Source organism: Kineosporia babensis, assembly GCF_021129305.1.
Lineage (GTDB): Bacteria > Actinomycetota > Actinomycetes > Actinomycetales > Kineosporiaceae > Kineosporia > Kineosporia babensis.
Genome location: NZ_JAJOMB010000026.1, coordinates 96336 through 112533 on the forward strand (window position 1 = coordinate 96336; position 16198 = coordinate 112533).

At 69.4% G+C, this 16198-nt stretch carries 15 protein-coding genes; 3 read left to right on the plus strand and 12 right to left on the minus strand.

Annotated elements, in window-relative coordinates; translation table 11 throughout:
• Nucleotides 1–8: 8 nt before the first annotated feature.
• Nucleotides 9–371 (plus strand): hypothetical protein, encoded by a 363-nt coding sequence (locus tag LR394_RS34640; protein ID WP_231448885.1) that lies wholly within the window; start codon nucleotides 9–11, stop codon nucleotides 369–371.
• Here LR394_RS34640 and LR394_RS34645 read toward each other — a convergent pair.
• The 9 genes from LR394_RS34645 to LR394_RS34685 all read right to left on the minus strand — a co-directional run bounded on the left by LR394_RS34645 (nucleotide 361) and on the right by LR394_RS34685 (nucleotide 10925).
• Nucleotides 361–1038 carry an alpha/beta hydrolase gene (locus LR394_RS34645; RefSeq protein ID WP_231448887.1) on the minus strand — a complete coding sequence of 226 codons (678 nt, stop codon included), beginning with the start codon at nucleotides 1036–1038 and terminating at the stop codon, nucleotides 361–363. The genes LR394_RS34640 and LR394_RS34645 overlap by 11 nt on opposite strands.
• 9 nt (nucleotides 1039–1047) lie before the next feature.
• Nucleotides 1048–2148, minus strand: coding sequence for an LLM class flavin-dependent oxidoreductase (locus LR394_RS34650; RefSeq protein ID WP_231448888.1), 1101 nt, complete (start codon nucleotides 2146–2148; stop codon nucleotides 1048–1050).
• The gene (locus LR394_RS34655; RefSeq protein WP_231448889.1) at nucleotides 2145–3032 is read right to left on the minus strand and encodes an ABC transporter permease; all 888 of its coding nucleotides are present in this window, start codon (nucleotides 3030–3032) and stop codon (nucleotides 2145–2147) included. Before LR394_RS34655 ends, LR394_RS34650 begins: the two co-directional genes overlap by 4 nt.
• A complete protein-coding gene (locus LR394_RS34660; RefSeq protein ID WP_231448891.1) occupies nucleotides 3029–3979 on the minus strand; it encodes an ABC transporter permease in 951 nt (316 codons plus the stop codon). The genes LR394_RS34655 and LR394_RS34660 overlap by 4 nt, the downstream gene beginning before the upstream one ends.
• Nucleotides 3976–5514, minus strand: a complete 1539-nt coding sequence (locus LR394_RS34665) for an ABC transporter substrate-binding protein (RefSeq protein WP_231448892.1) — start codon at nucleotides 5512–5514, stop codon at nucleotides 3976–3978. The genes LR394_RS34660 and LR394_RS34665 overlap by 4 nt, the downstream gene beginning before the upstream one ends.
• Before the next feature lie 203 nt (nucleotides 5515–5717).
• Nucleotides 5718–6134, minus strand: coding sequence for a universal stress protein (locus LR394_RS34670; protein WP_231448893.1), 417 nt, complete (start codon nucleotides 6132–6134; stop codon nucleotides 5718–5720).
• A complete protein-coding gene (locus LR394_RS34675) occupies nucleotides 6134–7666 on the minus strand; it encodes an APC family permease (RefSeq protein ID WP_231448894.1) in 1533 nt (510 codons plus the stop codon). Before LR394_RS34675 ends, LR394_RS34670 begins: the two co-directional genes overlap by 1 nt.
• Nucleotides 7667–7810: 144 nt before the next feature.
• Nucleotides 7811–9229: an NAD(P)/FAD-dependent oxidoreductase gene (locus tag LR394_RS34680; protein ID WP_231448896.1), complete on the minus strand. Its 1419-nt coding sequence runs from the start codon at nucleotides 9227–9229 to the stop codon at nucleotides 7811–7813.
• A gap of 67 nt (nucleotides 9230–9296) precedes the next feature.
• Complete coding sequence (locus tag LR394_RS34685) at nucleotides 9297–10925, minus strand: amidohydrolase (protein WP_231448897.1); 1629 nt, start codon at nucleotides 10923–10925, stop codon at nucleotides 9297–9299.
• A 103-nt stretch (nucleotides 10926–11028) separates the two neighbouring features.
• On the opposite strand from LR394_RS34685, the gene LR394_RS34690 reads away from it, so the two are divergent.
• Nucleotides 11029–11715, plus strand: a complete 687-nt coding sequence (locus LR394_RS34690; protein WP_231448898.1) for a TetR/AcrR family transcriptional regulator — start codon at nucleotides 11029–11031, stop codon at nucleotides 11713–11715.
• Here LR394_RS34690 and LR394_RS34695 read toward each other — a convergent pair.
• Nucleotides 11698–12267: a CGNR zinc finger domain-containing protein gene (locus tag LR394_RS34695; protein ID WP_231448900.1), complete on the minus strand. Its 570-nt coding sequence runs from the start codon at nucleotides 12265–12267 to the stop codon at nucleotides 11698–11700. The two genes, LR394_RS34690 and LR394_RS34695, sit on opposite strands and share 18 nt — an antisense overlap.
• Nucleotides 12268–12350: 83 nt before the next feature.
• Here LR394_RS34695 and LR394_RS34700 point away from each other — a divergent pair, with 83 nt between their 5' ends.
• Nucleotides 12351–13298, plus strand: coding sequence for an EamA family transporter (locus LR394_RS34700; RefSeq protein WP_231448902.1), 948 nt, complete (start codon nucleotides 12351–12353; stop codon nucleotides 13296–13298).
• Nucleotides 13299–13304: 6 nt separating this feature from the next.
• On the opposite strand, the gene LR394_RS34705 is transcribed toward LR394_RS34700, so the two are convergent.
• Nucleotides 13305–14639, minus strand: coding sequence for an aspartate aminotransferase family protein (locus LR394_RS34705; RefSeq protein ID WP_231448904.1), 1335 nt, complete (start codon nucleotides 14637–14639; stop codon nucleotides 13305–13307).
• Nucleotides 14632–16146 carry a CoA-acylating methylmalonate-semialdehyde dehydrogenase gene (locus LR394_RS34710; RefSeq protein ID WP_231448906.1) on the minus strand — a complete coding sequence of 505 codons (1515 nt, stop codon included), beginning with the start codon at nucleotides 16144–16146 and terminating at the stop codon, nucleotides 14632–14634. Before LR394_RS34710 ends, LR394_RS34705 begins: the two co-directional genes overlap by 8 nt.
• Between the last annotated feature and the right edge of the window lie 52 nt (nucleotides 16147–16198).

Below are 16198 nucleotides of genomic sequence, written 5' to 3' on the forward strand. Positions count from 1 at the left end.
GGCACGCCATGTTGCTCAAGCGAATCATCATGTTCGGCGCCGTTGTCCTCGGCCTGGTGCTGGCCGGTTCGGTGCCTGCCTCGGCGGCGACGAAGGCCCGGCCGTGCGTGTCGATCAAGGAGTTCGGCAAGCTGAAGAAGGACCTGACCCGGGCGCAGGTGCAGAAAATGACCGGGGTGGACGGCCGGCGGATCTCGGTCTACAACGTGGCCGGTGACTACGAGGAGGAGATTCGCCGGTATCGGGCCTGCCGGGGCAAGAAGGGCTCGTACGTGCTGTTGACGTACGGGTTCACCTCGTATCCAGAGGCTGCCGACGTGGGGGTGCGCAAGCTGGTCCGGGCGGCTTACGACATCGACTTCAGCGGATGATCGGTGGCAGGTCGGGGCCGAGGCGCAGGGATTCCAGGAACAGGATGACGGTGGCCGCCACCGCGCGGTGAGAGGCGTCATTGAGGACGTCGTGGTGGCCGTCGCGGACCAGTCGGACTTGGTCTCGGGGGAGTTGGTCGGTGATCTCCTCGGGCGGGGTGAGGGTGTCTTCAGCGCCGTGCAGGGCAAGGAAGGGTTTGGCCGGAGGCCGGATGCTCGACCAGGGCAGTTGCTGGGCAAGGGCACCGCGCTGGAAGGACGGGTCTTCGGTCAGGAGGGAGCGGTGCACCGGGCAGGCGGATCGGGCGTCGAGTTCCTGGTCCCAGCTCTCCGGGACGCTGCTGGACGGCAGGGCCGAGCCGGCCAGGATCACGGCGTCGGCCGGGACTTCGTCAGCCAGGTGGGCGGCGAAGGTGGCGCCGCTGTCGGAGCCGATGAGCACCTTGGGGCCGGGCAAGGTGCTGTCGGCGAGGAGCTTCTCGATCTGGGTGCGAGCGTGTTCGAGGTCGTTCAGGTCGACCGGGACCAGGCGGACCTTCCAGGCGTCGGCGCTGATCCGGCGGCCGAAACGGGCATACGAGGCGGCGGTCTCGCCGCGGCCGGGCAGCAGGATCAGGGTGCCGCGTGGGGTGCCTCCAGCGGGTTCGTCCCAGGCGGTGATGCTCATGGTTCTCCTTCAGGCGTTGACGGCGATGCGGTGAGCCAGTTCCTGACGCACCAGAGGCAGGAGGTTGCGGCCGTAGTCGACGGCGTCCGGCAGTGGGTCGTAGCCGCGGATCAGGACGGTGTTCACGCCGATCTCGACGTAGTCGAGCAGCGCGGCGGCAACGGTTTCCGGCGAACCCACCAGCGCCGTCGAATTGCCGCCGCCACCAACGGCACTGGCGGTGGGCGTCCATAGGCACCGGTCGTGCAGGTCGCTCTTCTCGGCCGCCGCCAGAAGCCGAAGCGAGCCGGAGTTCTGCGGGCGGTCCCGTTCAACCGGCGCGGCATTCAGCGAGCCGAGGATGCCGTGCGCGCGCTCCCAGGCCTCGGCGTCGGTGCGGCCCAGAATCGGGCGGAACGAGACCGAGATGCGCGGCCGTGCGCGTGCCACCGCGGCGGCCTGTTCGGTGACGGTGGCGATCTGCTCGCCGGTCTCGGCCAGCGGTTCGCCCCAGAGCATGTACGTGTCGGCGCGTTTCGAGCCGACCCGGTAGGCGGCCGGTGAGCTGCCGCCGAAGAACAGCTCCAGATGCCTTTCCCGGTAAGGGCGCACGGCCGGGTTCAGGCCCTCGAAGCGGTAGAAGTCACCATCGAACGAGTGCGGGCCGGGCTGGTCCCAAAGCCGGCGCAGGATGCCGAGATATTCGTCGGTGCGGGCGTAACGCTCGTCCTTGGAGAGGTAGTCACCTTCGCGGCGTTGCTCGGTATCGGTGCCGCCGCTGACGATGTTGAGAGCGACCCGGCCCTGGGAGAAGTGGTCCAGGGTGGCGAAGGTGCGGGCGGCCAGGGTGGGGTGCACCACGCCCGGACGATGCGCGACCAGCAGACCCAGGCGCTCGGTCTGGGCAGCGGCGTAGGCGGCGACCTGGGTGCCTTCGGACCAGCCGGCGCCGTAGCCGATCAGGATGCGGTCGAATCCGCCGTCCTCGTGGGCCTTGGCGAAGCGGGCGGTGTAGTCCGGGTCGATCACCGGGCCGGTGGCGGGGCGGATCTCGGAGGCGTCGGCGGTGCCGATCATGCCGAGGATCTCGACGTCCTCGTAGCGGTTGTCGTGAGTCGGCTGAGTGGTCATCGGGTCTCCTTCTCCAGAACGGGCTCAGGCGTCAGGACGGGCTGAGGTTTGGTCAGGCGGGTGAGGCCACGGCGCTGCACACGCCCGCTGGAGGCCTCGCGGATGCAGTCGGCGAGCACGTTGAGCGAGCCGACGGTGAGCACGAGCATCAGCCCCGGAAAGAGCGGGGCCCAGGGTTGGCGGTCGAGGAAGCCGAGGTCGGCCGAGAGCATGCCGCCCCAGGTCGGCGTGGGCGGGATGATGCCCAGGCCGAGGAAGGCCAGGGAAGCCACCACCAGCAGCGCGGAGCCCATCGTCTGCGCCCCGGCCACCGCCACGTTGGGCAGCACCTTCGACCAGATGTGCCGGCGCAGCACCCACCACCGCGAAGCCCCCATCAACTCGGCGGCCTCGACGTACTGCGCGCTGCGCAGGCCCAGCGCCACCGCCCGGCTGATCCGGAAGAACGCCGGGCTGGTCAGCAGGCCGACCGCGATCATCGCCTGGTGCAGCCCGTTGCCCAGGGTGCCGGCCACGGCGATGGCGAAAACGGTGAAGGGCAGGATCATCAGGGTGTCGGTCAGCCGCAGCGCGATCCATTCCCCGACCCGGCCCATCCAGACCGAGGCCAGCCCGGCCGGCACCCCGATCAGCAGGCCCACCGTCACCGCCTCGAGCGCGCCGATCACCGACAGCCGGGTGCCGGCCAGGAGCCGGCTGAACACGTCCCGGCCCACGTAGTCGGTGCCCATCAGGTAGTTCAGGCTGGGCCCGGCCAGCACGTCCGGATGCTGCTGCAGCGGGTCGTACGGGGCGATCCGCTCGCCGAAGAGCGCCAGGAAGGCGATCAGCGCCAGCACGGTCAGGGCGATCCGGGCGCTGCGGATCCGCAGCAGCCGGCTCATCGCCGGGCCGCCGGGTTCAGCAGCACCTGCAGCGCGTTCACGCTCAGGTTGCCGATCAGCACGATCACGGCCGTCACCAGCAAGGTGCCGAGCACCACCGGCACATCGCCGCGCTGGGCGGACTGCAGGGCGAGCTGGGCCACCCCGGGCAGGTTGAACAGCTTCTCGGTCATCACCGCGCCTCCGATGATCAACGGCATGGCCATCCCGATCACCGCCAGGGTGGGGGAGAGGGCATTGCGCAGGACATGAACGAAAAGCACGCGCCAGTGGCTGAAACCGCGCATCCGGGCACCGGTGGCGTAGTTCTCGTCCAGCGCGGCGACCATCGAGGTGCGCAGCTGCCGGGCGATCCCGGCGGCGACCTCGATGCTCAGGGCCAGAGCGGGCAGGAAGGCGAAACGCAGCCACTGCAGCGGATCCACGCCGAAGGCCACGTAGCCTCCGGCCGGGAACAAGCGGGTCTTCAGGGCGAGCGCCACGATCAGGGCGATGCCGATCACGAACGGCGGCAGGGTGGCGACCACCGAGCAGACCACCGTCACCGTGCGGTCCACGATGCCCCCGGCCCGTACGGCTGCGGTGACGCCGGCGGCGACGCCGATCAGGATGGCCAGCACCAGGGCCAGCGCAGCGATCGACAGATCGACCGGCAGCGCCTGGCGGATCGAGTCGGAGACCGGCACGGTGGTGAACCAGGAGCGGCCCAGGTCGCCCAGCAGGGCATCGCCCAGCCAGGTCAGGTAGCGTTCCACCAGCGGCTGGTCCAGGCCGAACTGCTCCCGCATCACCGCGATGTCCTGTTCGGTGGCGGTCTCGCCGAGCACCGTGGCGGCCGGGTTGCTCTTGCTCAGCGCTCCCAGGCCGAAGGTGACCATCGAGGCCAGCAGCAGCACCGTGACGGTGGTCAGGACCAGGCGCCCCAGCTGCGTCGCCGCGCCGTTCATCCGGCCGAGATTCCCTCGAACCGGCGCAGACTCGGCGACTGCGGCAGCTCGGTGACCGACTTCTGCCGGGCGATGATGAACGGTTCGTTGTAGAGGAAGACATTCGGGAAGTTGGTCACCGCGATCCGGGTGGCCTCCTGCAGCACCTCGGGGTAGGACGGGTCGTCGACCGGGGTGGCGCGCACCTTGGCGATCTGGGCGTCGAGTTCCGGGTCGCGGTTGCGGGCCGGGTTCATCAGGCCGGTCTCGCTGAACAGCACCTGGAACGCCTGCACCGGCGATTCCCGTCCGGCGAAACCGTCGTAGCCGAGCGCCTTTGCGTGCTCCAGATAGACGATCTGGGTCCACTCGCTGCCCGGGATGGTCTCGATGCTCAGGTCGATCCCGATCTCCTTGAGCTGCGCCTGGATCTGCTCGGTGGCCGGGTGCGGCGGCGCAGTGACGCTGAAGGTCCCCTTCACCCCACCGGAAAGCCCGGCGTCGGCGAGGATCTGGCGGGCCTTGGCGGGATCGTAGGCGTACACCTCGCCCAGGTCTTCGGCATAACCCACGTAACCCTTGGGGAAGGGCTGGTAGTTGACGTCGCCCACGCCGAACTTGGCCACCTGGCGGATCTTCTCGCGGTCGATGCCGAACTTCAGCGCCTGCACCACCGCCGGGTTGTCGAACGGGGCCTTGGTGGTGTTGACGTCCAGCACGGCCACGAACATCGAGTCCAGCACCTGCACCTCGAGCCCGGCGGCCTGCGCGGCATCGATGTTCGCGGCGCCGATCCGCACCACGTTGTACTGGCCGGACGCGGCCGAGGCGACCGCGGTGGCGGCATCCGGAGCGGGGTAGAGCCGGAACTCCTCGACCAGGATCTCGTCGGCCAGGTGGAACTGCGGGTTCTTGCGGAGCTCGGCGTGGTCGTTCTCGGTGTACGAGGTCAGGGTGAACGGCCCGGAACCGGCCGCGGTGGTGGCCAGCACGCTCGCGTCCTTCTCGAAGACCCCCGGATTGACCACCATGCCGGTCTTCCCGGCCAGCAGCAACGGGTACTGGAAGTTGGTCTCCGTCAAGGTGATCAGCACGTCCAGCTCACCCTCGGCGGTGACCTCCTGCACGTCGGCCAGCTGCGGGGCGACCAGCGAGCCCTTCGCGGTGCGGGCCCGGTTCAGCGAGCGGGCCACCGCGTCGGCGTTCAGCGCGGTACCGTCCGAGAACTTCAGATCCGGCTGCAGGGTGAAGGTGACCGCTGTGCCCTCGTCGTTGTACTCCCACTTCTCGGCCAGCCAGCCGATCGCCTTGCCGGAGGGGTCCAGGGCGGTCAGCGCGTCGTAGGCCAGCGCCAGCATCTGCACGTCGGAACCGGCCGAGGAGGTGATCGGATCCCAGCTGGTGGGCAGTTGCCAGGCCCAGGTGATCACCCCGGAACCGCCCGCGGCCGGCCCGGATCCCGATCCGGAACCGCAGGCGGCCAGGGCGAACAGGGTGCCCGCGCCGAGTCCGGCCCGCAGCAGGTCACGACGGCTCAGGGGCAACGTTCCGGGCATGGGGATCCTCTGGGTTCGGGGCGGATACCGCGCCACTCGGGGCTTTTCGCTGCTTCGAAGATAAGAGACCTTTCCGGGCAAACTCCAACGAGGAGTTGTGATGAGAACCGATCACGTCTGCTTATGGGGTTGCGTCGGGGAGCAGACAACAAAGGACGCCGGCCTCCAGAAGAGGAGGCCGGCGTCCTTGAGTCGGTGGTGGTCTACGAACGAGCAGGCACGCAGAGCACCGGACGGGTGCTGCGGCGCAGGAGCTTGTGCGGGACCGATCCGAGAACGGCTGCCCGCATCGGGCTTTCGGAGGTGCAGCCGACCACGATGAAGGTGGCGTCGTACTTCTCGCCGGCCTCCAGCAGCGCCTTCACCGGCTTGCGCCCGACCAGCTCGACCACCGGCTCCAGCCCGGCCTTGCGGGCCAGGCCGACCCCCTCGTCCAGCGCCTTGCGGCCGATCTCCTGCAGGGCCTCACGGTGCGAGGACATCTCTTCGCTGACGCCGCCCGGCACCCCCGCGCCGTAGACCAGCACCAGCGGCTGGCCCAGGCGCTGGGCCAGGTCGATGGCGGTGTCCAGGGCGGCGTGGGCGACGGGGGACTCGTCGTAGCCCAGCACGATGCTCATCAGGGTTCCATTCCGTCGGGATCCGGTGCGGCGGACTTCAGCCCGTGCACCACGTCAGGGTCGGGCAGGCCCGGCCTCTCCTGCCAGTACCGCTGGTCCTTCAGCCGCCAGGCGATCATCAGGAGCAGGCCCACCGCGAAGATGCCGATGCCGACCACCAGCGGCGGCCCGACCCCCAGCCAGGCCTCGCCGCTGTAGGAGTTCTCCGGATCAGCCATGTCCCGGGCCGAGAGCACCAGCAGCCAGATCAGCAGCCCGGCCCCGGTCAGCGGGAACAGCCCGATCAGCACCAGGTTCTTGAACGACTCGGTGAGGTGCTTGCGGTGGTAGACGGCACAGGCGATCCCGCTCAGCGCGTAGTAGAAGGCGACCAGCAACGACAGCGCGGTGGCCGAGTCGTAGAGCGCGTTCTCGCTGACCGTGTAGATGCCGACGTACCAGACGATGGCGATACCGGCCACCCACCAGGTGCTCACGTCCGGGGTGCGGTGCCGCGGGTGGATCCGGCCGAAGGTGGCCGGCAGGGCGTGCCGGCGGGCCATCGACAGGCCGGTGCGGGAGGCCGGGATGATCGTGGTCTGGGTGGAGGCGATGGCCGAGACGGCGACCGACAGCAGCAGCACCCAGTCCCAGCCACCCATCACCTCACCGGCCAGCATGGCGAAGATCGCCTCCTCCTCGCCGGCGTTCTCGGCCAGCCAGGCGGTACCGGCGAAGGCGACCACTGCGGTGGCCACCCCGAGGTAGGTGAGCAGCAGGATGAACGTGGACAGCAGCGAGGCCCGGCCAGCAACGGACGGCCCGCCGCGGGTTTCCTCGTTGAGGTTCACCGACGCTTCCCAGCCCCAGTAGGCGAAGACGCCCAGGAGCAGGGCGGTGGTCAGCGGGGCGCCGCCCGCGCCGAACGGGTTGAACCACGACAGGTCGGGGTCCAGCGCCTGCAGCGGGCTGTCGTCGGAGTAGACCCGGAACAGGGCCACCGTGGCGAAGATCAGCAGCGCGCCGACCTGGATCAGGATCAGGATGTCCTGGACCCGGGCCGACAGGTCGGTACCGAGCACGCACAGCCAGGTCAGGAACAGGATCAGGGCGATCGCCAGCGGCATCCGGACCCAGTTGTTGTCGGCCGCGCCGTCCTGGCCGATCATCCGCAGGAAGAAGCCGACCCCGACGTCCGCCTGCGAGCCGATGATCAGCACCCCGGTCATCGTGATCGCCCAGCCGCCGATCCAGCCGAACCACGGGCCCATCGCCCGGGTCACCCAGCTGAACGTGGTGCCGCAGTCCTGGTCCACCCGGTTCAGGTAGAGGAACGCGCCTGCGATCAGCGCCATCGGCACGAACGAGGCCAGCAGTGCGCCGGGGGCGTAGATTCCGACGGCGGCGGTGATCGCACCGATGATGGCCGCCAGCGAATAGGCGGGGGAGGTCGCGGCCAGGCCGATCACCACGGCGTCGACGAAGCCGATCGCCGAGTGGTCGAGTTCTGGTTCCGGTCGGCCGGGCGGCTCGACGGTGTCCGGTTTGGTCAACGGGGGCCCTTCTTCTGCTGATCAGGTGTTCGCCACCGGTGCCCCTCGCCTTGAGCAGGGTCTCGCGCACCGGCGGAGAACGGTACATGTTCCGGTGGCAACATCGTGATCAGCTGATGGCTTATGGAGTCTTTGGCAGCTTTGTCAGGAATCGAAGCCCAGTCCAGCGGCATCCAGGGCCCGGAGGAAGAGGTTGCGGCGGCCCGCGCGATGATCGGCCCGGTCCAGCGACCAGCGGGTGAGGTCGATGCCCACCCCGGCCAGCGGCTCCGGCGGGAAGGGCAGCGGTTTGTGTCGCACCATGCTCAGCCGGGTGCGCTCGGTGTCGGCCCCGGCCAGCCGGTCCAGCATGACGTCGGCGGCGAAGCGGGTGGCTCCGACCCCGAGCCCGGTGAACCCGGCCGCGTACGCCACCCGCCCGTTGCGGGCCAGGCCGTGGAAGGCGGTGAAGCGGGTGGAGGTGTCGATCGCCCCGGCCCAGCGGTGGCTGATCCGGATGCCGGCCAGCTGCGGGAAGGTGGCCAGCAGGTGCGAGGTCAGCCGGGTATAGGTGGCCCGGCGGTCCTCGTAGGCGGCGCTGATCCGCCCGCCCCGGTGGTAGACCGCGTCGTAGCCGCCGAAGAGGATGCGCCGGTCGGCGGTGAGCCGGGCGTAGTGGAACTGGTTGGCCAGATCGGTCAGGCCCTGGCGGTGCTCCCAGCCGATGGCGGCGTGCTGGGCCTCGGTGAGCGGCTCGGTCATCAGGACGTAGTCGTACACCGGCACCGTCATCGGCCTCAGGCGCTTCAGCAGCGAGGGGAAGACGTTGCTGGCCAAGGCCACTCGTGCGGCCCGGACGGTGGTGCGCGGCGTGCGGAGCGCGACCGGGCCCAGCCGGGTGCTGGTCAAACCGACGACGGGGGAGTGTTCGTGAATTTCGACGCCCAGTTCGCTTGCTGCCCGGGCCAGTTCGTGCGCCAGCTTGGCCGGGTGAACCAGCGCGGTGTCCCGTCGGCTCCACAGGCCACCCAGAAACAGCGGCGAGCTGATCTCGGTGCGGGTGCGGCCGGCGTCCATCGCGTCCGGCCCGAGCCAGGGCACCTGATGCGGCTCGACGGCAACGCTCAGGGTTCCGGTGCGTTCCCACTCGCAATCCAGGCCGAGTTGATCCACGTCCTGCTCGAAGCCGTCCAGGTTCTCCCGGCCCAGCCGCTCAAGCGCCGCGTACTCACCCGGCCAGCGCGAACGTCCGTTGTCCTCGCCATGAGTGATGCTGGCCTCGCAGAAACCACCGTTGCGGCCCGAGGCGGCCCAGCCGATGGTCTCGGCCTCCAGCAGCACCACCCGGGCGCCCGGGCTGCGGCGCTTGGCCTGCAGAGCCGTCCACAGGCCCAGATAGCCGCCCCCGACCACGGCCAGGTCGGCAGTGGTGGAGGAGGTCAGCGGCGGGTAGCGCCGGCCGGGTGCATCTTCCAGCCAGAACACCGCATGCCGGCTGTCTTTCAGGGCCCGCTCGACGAGCCGCGGGTCGGGGGCGTGTCGTTCGTAGGCGGTTCGCTGCGGTGCGGGTGCCACGATCGTCATCTTGTTCTCTTATCCGCTGGAAGAGCCCGACAGTCCTTAGGTCGTTGCTGTACTTCCCGGGGCGGAGCTAACCCGCTTCGTAGACCGGCGCCCCGTCGACGAGGGTGAGGTTGACCTCTACGGAGCCGATTTCGGAACTGGGAACGTCGAACGGGTCGCGGTCGAGCACGACAAGATCGGCGCGCCGGCCCACCGCCAGGGTGCCGGTGTCGTCGCGGTGGTTCACGTACGCGCTGCCCGAGGTGTAGGCGGACAGGGCGCTGTGCAGATCGATGCGCTGCTCGGGGAGGAAGGCTGGTGAATTCTCGCCGTAGCTGATCCGATTGACCGCGGTGTGAACGGCTTTGATCGGGGACGCGTCGCTCACCGGCCAGTCGCTGCCGGCGGCGAGGCGGGCGCCGGAGTTGACCAGATCGGCGAACGGGTACTGGTGCCGGGCCAGGTCGCCACCCAGGAAGGGGATGGTCAGATCGTCCATCTGGGGTTCGTGAGCGGCCCAGAGCGCCTGGATCGTTGCGGTCGCGCCCAGTGCTCTGAAACGAGGGACGTCGGTGGGGTGGACGACCTGTAAGTGCGCCAGATGCGGTCGGGTGTCTTTGTGGCCGTTCGCGTTTCGGGCGTTCTCGATGGCGTCGAGGGATTCGCGGACAGCACGGTCGCCCAACGCGTGGAAGTGCAGCTGGAAGTCCAGGGCGTCCAGAGCCCGGACGTACTCGCGCAGCGCCGTCGGTTCGACGAAGCTCAGTCCGCGGTTGGCCGTGGCGCAACCGCACGCGTCCTTGTACGGGGCAGTCATGCCGGCGGTGAAGTTCTCGGCCACGCCGTCCTGCATGATCTTCACCGTGGACGAGCGTAGTCGACCGACGGTAAACGTCTTTCGCTTCTCCACCAGCTCGGGGATCTGCTCGGCGCCGCGCTCGCGGTCCCACCACAGGGCACCGATCACGTCCGCAGTGAGGAGATCGCGTTCGGCGGCGGTTCGGTAGGCGTCGGAGACCTCAGGGAAACCGTTGGTGGCGCACAGCATTGCATCCTGCCAGGCGGTGATGCCGATCGAGTGCAGCAGCTTCTGGGCTCTGAGCAGACCGTTCAGCCGGTCCTCGGCGGTGGCCCCGGGTACCAGGTCGCCGATCAGCGCGATGGCGCCTTCCTGCAGCCCGCCGACCGGATTGCCTTCTGCGTCGCGGTTGATCAGGCCGTCGGCCGGATCCGGGGTCTGCCGGGTGATGTCGGCCCTGCGCAGGGCGTGGGTGTTCACCCAGGCGCCGTGGTGGTCCCGGTTGTAGAGGAACACCGGCCGGTCGGGCACCACGTCGTCGATCAGGTCGGCGGTGGGAACGCCTCCGGCGAAGCTCTCCATCGACCAGCCGCTGCCGGTGATCCACTCGGCCTCGGGATGTGCATCGGCGTAGGCCCGGATCCGGCGGCGGTACTCCTGGACGTCGGTGGTGCCGGTCAGATCGCACTGCGCCAGCTCCAGCCCGCCGAACACGGCGTGCACGTGGGCGTCCTGGAAGCCAGGCAGCAGCGCCCGGCCCTTCAGGTCGATCAGCTCGGTCTTCGCTCCGATCAGGGCCTTGGCCTCGGTGCCCAGCGCGACGACACGGCCCTGGTGCACGGCCAGACTGTCGGTGCGGGTGTTGCCCTGATCCAGGCAGTGCACCGGGCCACCGGTGAACACCAGGTCAGCTGCCACAGCGCGCAGGTTCCCCTCGCTCGTCCCGTATTCAAGTCCCTGGCCATGGAACCGGGCGGGTGACATTTTCGTCAATGGTGTTGTCATAAGAAACGGGGTGTTCATGGCCGACGAGCGGCTGGTGACCAACCGGCGACGCCGGGCCACCAAGACGGGGGTCGTGCTCAGTCACGACCTGATCGTCCGGACCGCCATCCGGCTGGTGCAGGAACACGGTGCGACCGGGCTGAGCATGCGCCGGCTGGGCGGCATGCTGGGCGCCGACCCGACCTCGATCTACCGCTACTTCCGCAGCGTGGACGACCTGGTGCGGGCCATGGCCGACGACCTGATGGGCCGCTGTCTGGACGGTTTCGACCCCGACCTGCCGCTGCGCGCCGCCCTGCACGACCTGGGTCTGCGGGTCTACTCGGCGCTGGTCGCCAACCCCCGCATCGCCTCGCTCACCGCGGCCCGGGTGACCGGCCGGCCCAACGAGATCCGGATCATCGAGACCGGCCTGGGAGTATTGCGCGCGGCCGGTTTTCCGCCGGACGAGGCGGCCCGGCACTATCACGCGTTCATCGACCTGACGCTCGGCCTGGCCGCGCTGGACGCCACCGCGCTGACCTTGGCCCAGACCGCGGGCCAGCCGGACGTGCTGGCCTGGGAGACGGTCTATGCCCACCTGGACGGTGCGACCCACCCGCACATCGCCGCGAGCGCCGGTGCGCTGGGGCGAACCATGCGGGTGAGTGCCTACCCGTGGGCGCTGGAGGTTTTCCTGGACGGGCTAGAGGCCCGGCGCTGAGCTGCTGTGGTCCTGGCGTTCCCGGAAGGCGATCATGTTCATCCGGTTGCCGCAGCGCACACTGCAGAAGCGCTTGGAGCCGTTGCGGGACAGGTCCAGCAGCAGGCCGGTGCAGTCGGGGGCCGCGCAGATCCGCAGCCGGTCCATGGTGTCGGTGCGGATCACGTCGACGAAGGCCAGCGCCGCCTCGATCTGCATCCGCTGGGCCAGCGGGGCCTGTGGGTCCGTGCCGTGCAGATGCCAGTCCGAGGCGTCGTGCCGCGCCAGCTGGGGTAGCGCCCGGCCGTCGCGCAGCATGCGGTTGACCTCCTGGACGGCGTCGTCGCGTTCGCGGGTCCACAGAGTCCGCAACCGGGAACGGGTTTCGACGACCTGCAGCCGTTCGGCCTCGTCGTGGTCGATCCGGCCGGAGTAGGGGTAACGGGCCAGCAGTTCGGCCAGCTGCCCGACCGTGGCGATTTCGTCCTGGCCGCTGCGGGAGGCCTGCGGATCGGTGTTGCCCAGGGTCACGACGAACTCCAGGGCCTCTTCGGTGTCAGGGGCAAAATGCAAGTTGACTCCTTACGGGGCCGTGCTTAGCGTCAGGGGTAACAGGGGTCTTGAGTCCTGACGGTACCGCCCGTCCAAGGAGAAGCATGAAGCTCTCACCGATGTCCTCCGGTCTGCTCGCCGCCCTCCTCGCGGCATCCTCGTTCGGAACCTCCGGGGTGCTGGCCAAGCCCCTGATGGAGGCCGGCTGGTCGCCGGTCGCGGCGGTGACGTTGCGCGCGCTGACCGGCGGGCTTCTGCTGCTGCCGGTGGCCTGCTTCGCGCTGCGTGGGCGGTGGGGTGTGCTGCGGCAGGCCTGGCGGCGGGTGCTGGTAATGGGCTTCGTCGGCGTAGCGGTGACCCAGCTGGCCTACTTCGCCGCGATCCAGACCATCCCGGTCTCGACCGCGCTGCTGATCGAGTTCCTGGCGCCGCTGCTGCTGGTCGGCCTGGCCTGGGCCCGCACCCGGCGCACGCCGCACCGCACCGTGCTGCTGGGCTCGGTGCTCGCGATCGTCGGGCTGGTGCTGGTGATCGGCCCGGGCGCGCTGCAGCCGGTCGATCCGGTGGGCCTGCTGTTCGCCTTCGCCGCGGCCATCGGCTGTGCCACCTACTTCTTCATCGCTGCTCAGACCGACGACGGCCTGCCCCCGGTCGCGCTGGCCGCCTCCGGGCTGCTGCTCGGGGCGGTGATGCTCGGCGGGGTGGGGCTGGTCGGCCTGCTGACCTTCTCGGTCGAACTGGGCACCCTGGAGATGTTCGGCGCCGGCGTGCCGTGGTGGCTGCCGCTGCTGGCCCTGGCCCTGCTGAGCACCGCCATCGCCTACGCCGCCGGGATCACTGCCTCCACGCTGCTGGGCTCCCGCGTGGCCTCGTTCGTCGGCCTGCTGGAGGTGGCCTTCGCCGCGGTGTTCGCCTGGCTGCTGCTCGACGAGCGCCTCACCTTCGTCCAGATCCTCGGCGGCGCCTTCATCCTGGCCGGCATCGCCGCGGTCCGGGCCGAAGAAGACGCCGAGCCGGCTCCGGCCGAACCCCTCACCGAAGCCACCGCCTGAGCTGAGCTACGAGTTGGTGGCGGTGAGGGCGCGGTCGAGCATGGCCAGGCCTTCGCGGACGACGTCGTCAGGAGTGTTGAGGGGCGGCACGATGTGGATGCGGTTGTAATTGGCGAAGGGGAGCAGGCCTTCGGAGCGGCAGGCCTTGAGCAGGGCGGCCATCTGTGGGCTGCTTCCGCCGTACGGAGCCAGCGGCGAACGGGTTTCACGGTCGGAGACCAGTTCCAGGGCCCAGAAGCAGCCGGTGCCGCGTACTTCGCCGATCCATTCGTGCTTGGATGCCAGCTCTTGCAAGGCCGGGCCGATCACCGCTGAGCCCAGGCGCTGGGCGTTGGCCACCGTGTCCTCGTCTTCCATGGTGCGGATGGTGGCGACGGCGGCGGCGCAGGCCAGTGCATGGCCGGAGTAGGTGAGGCCGCCGGGGTAGGCGCGTTCGGCGAAGGTTGCGTAGATCGCGTCGCTCAGGGCCACCCCACCCAGAGGCACGTAGCCGGAGTTGACGCCCTTGGCGAAGGTGAGCAGGTCCGGCACCACCTCGTCCGAGACCGCGAACCACTTTCCGGCGCGGCCGAATCCGGACATCACCTCGTCGGCGATGAACATGATGCCGAAGCGGTCGCACAGTTCGCGGACGCCGGTCAGGTAGCCCGGCGGCGGGACCATGATGCCGGCCGTGCCCGGGATCGCCTCCAGGATGATCGCGGCGATGGTCGAGGGGCCCTCGAGGGTGATGACCTGCTCGAGATGGCTCAGGGCGCGCTGCGATTCCTCTTCGGGAGTGGAGGAATTGAAGGCGCTGCGATAGAGGAACGGCCCGAAGAAGTGCACGGTGCCGGTGGAGCCGTTGTCGTTGGGCCAGCGCCGGGGATCGCCGGTCACGTTCACGGCCAGCTGGGTGCCGCCGTGGTAGGAGCGGTACGTCGAGAGCACCTTGGGCCGGCCGGTGTGCAGCCGGGCCATCCGGATCGCGTGCTCGTTGGCGTCGGCCCCGCCGTTGGTGAAGAAGACGTGGTTCAGATCGCCCGGGGTGTGTGCGGCGATCAGGTGAGCGGCCTCGGAGCGGGCGCCGTTGGCGTAGGCGGGCGCGACCGTGCACAGGGTGGCGGCCTGCTCCTGGATGGCGGCGACGATGCGCGGGTGCTGGTGGCCGAGATTGGTGTAGACCAGCTGCGACGTGAAGTCCAGCAGACGCTGCCCTTGCCCGTCCCAGATGTAGGGGCCCTCGGCCTTGGTGATCACCATCGGGTCGAGCGCAGCCTGCGCCGACCAGGAATGGAAGACGTGCGCCCGGTCGAGTTCGTAGGCGCGGCGCGGGTCCTGGGTGTTCCTGAGGTCAGACATTCTGCGGGAACCCCAGGTCGAGGCCGCCGGCCGGACGGTTGGCCGGGTCGATCCAGCGGGTGGTGACCACCTTGCCCCGGGTGAAGAAGTGCACGCCCTCGGTGCCGTGGGCGTGCGTGTCACCGAACAGCGAGCGCTTCCATCCGCCGAACGAATAGTAGGCCACCGGAACCGGAACCGGAACGTTCACCCCGATCATGCCCACCTCGACGTCCTTCTCGAAGCGCCGGGCCGCACCGCCGTCGTTGGTGAAGATCGCCGTGCCGTTGCCGTACGCGTTGGCGTTGATCAGCTCGACGCCCGCCTCGTAGCTGGGCACCCGGACCACACACAGCACCGGGCCGAAGATCTCCTCGCGGTAGATCTCCATCTCGGAGCTGACATGATCGAAAAGTGTCGGGCCGAGCCAGAAGCCGTCCTCGTCCCCACGGGCCGACACCGAGCGTCCGTCAATGACCAGCTTGGCGCCGGCGCTCTCGCCGCTGCCGATCAACCCGGCGATCCGGTCGCGGTGTGCCCGGGTGACCAGCGGGCCCATGTCCGCCTCCCTCTCGGACCCGGCCGCCCCGTCCCCGATCAGCAAGGTCCGGGTGCGCTCAGAGATCCGGGTGACCAGATCGTCGGCAATTGAATCCACCGCCACCAGAACGCTGATCGCCATGCAGCGCTCGCCGGCGCTGCCGTACCCCGCGCTCACTGCCGCATCCGCGGCCAGGTCCAGATCGGCGTCGGGCAGCACCAGCATGTGGTTCTTCGCGCCGCCCAGGGCCTGCACCCGCTTACCGTGCTCAGAGGCTGTCCGGTAGACGTACTCGGCGATCGGAGTGGATCCGACGAAGCTGATCGAGGCCACGTCGGGTGAGGTCAGCAGCGCGTCCACGGCCACCTTGTCGCCCTGCAGAACATTGAACACGCCGTCCGGAAGTCCAGCCTCCTTCCACAGTTTCGCGATCCACAGCGAGGCGGACGGGTCCTTCTCGCTGGGCTTGAGCACCACCGAGTTACCGGCGGCGATGGCGATCGGGAAGAACCACATCGGCACCATGGCCGGGAAATTGAACGGGCTGATCACGCCGACCACGCCCAGCGGCACCCGCTTGGAGTGCACGTCCACCCCGGTCGAGGCGGCCTCGGTGTGCCCGCCCTTGAGCAGATGCGATATCCCGCAGGCGAATTCGACCACCTCCAGGCCGCGGGCGATCTCGCCCAGCGAGTCCGAGTGCACCTTGCCGTGCTCGGCGGTGATGATCTGGGCCAGTTCCGGCCGCCGGGCGTTGAGCAGCTCGCGGAAGGCGAACAGCACCTGCGTGCGGCGGGCCAGCGAGGTCTCGGCCCAGGCTTCCTGCGCCTGCACCGCCGAGGCGATCACCTGAGCCGCGTCGTCCGGATCGGCCAGCGCCAGCCTTCCGCTGACCTTGCCGGTGGCCGGATTGGTGACGTCGGCCCAGCGGTCGGAGGTTCCGGCGAACTCGGCGCCGTCTGCCCAGTGCAGGATGCGGGAGGTCATACGCCCCATGGTGCCCCGCGCGAGGTGATGAAGAGCCTGACGATGTGTCGGC

Bases quoted from the DNA above. Each gene is read 5' to 3' on its own strand.
- LR394_RS34640 (WP_231448885.1), top strand. From the start codon at position 9: ATGTTGCTCAAGCGAATCATCATGTTCGGCGCCGTTGTCCTCGGCCTG.
- LR394_RS34645 (WP_231448887.1), bottom strand. From the start codon at position 1,038: ATGAGCATCACCGCCTGGGACGAACCCGCTGGAGGCACCCCACGCGGC.
- LR394_RS34650 (WP_231448888.1), bottom strand. From the start codon at position 2,148: ATGACCACTCAGCCGACTCACGACAACCGCTACGAGGACGTCGAGATC.
- LR394_RS34655 (WP_231448889.1), bottom strand. From the start codon at position 3,032: ATGAGCCGGCTGCTGCGGATCCGCAGCGCCCGGATCGCCCTGACCGTG.
- LR394_RS34660 (WP_231448891.1), bottom strand. From the start codon at position 3,979: ATGAACGGCGCGGCGACGCAGCTGGGGCGCCTGGTCCTGACCACCGTC.
- LR394_RS34665 (WP_231448892.1), bottom strand. From the start codon at position 5,514: ATGCCCGGAACGTTGCCCCTGAGCCGTCGTGACCTGCTGCGGGCCGGA.
- LR394_RS34670 (WP_231448893.1), bottom strand. From the start codon at position 6,134: ATGAGCATCGTGCTGGGCTACGACGAGTCCCCCGTCGCCCACGCCGCC.
- LR394_RS34680 (WP_231448896.1), bottom strand. From the start codon at position 9,229: ATGACGATCGTGGCACCCGCACCGCAGCGAACCGCCTACGAACGACAC.
- LR394_RS34690 (WP_231448898.1), top strand. From the start codon at position 11,029: ATGGCCGACGAGCGGCTGGTGACCAACCGGCGACGCCGGGCCACCAAG.
- LR394_RS34700 (WP_231448902.1), top strand. From the start codon at position 12,351: ATGAAGCTCTCACCGATGTCCTCCGGTCTGCTCGCCGCCCTCCTCGCG.
- LR394_RS34705 (WP_231448904.1), bottom strand. From the start codon at position 14,639: ATGTCTGACCTCAGGAACACCCAGGACCCGCGCCGCGCCTACGAACTC.
- LR394_RS34710 (WP_231448906.1), bottom strand. From the start codon at position 16,146: ATGACCTCCCGCATCCTGCACTGGGCAGACGGCGCCGAGTTCGCCGGA.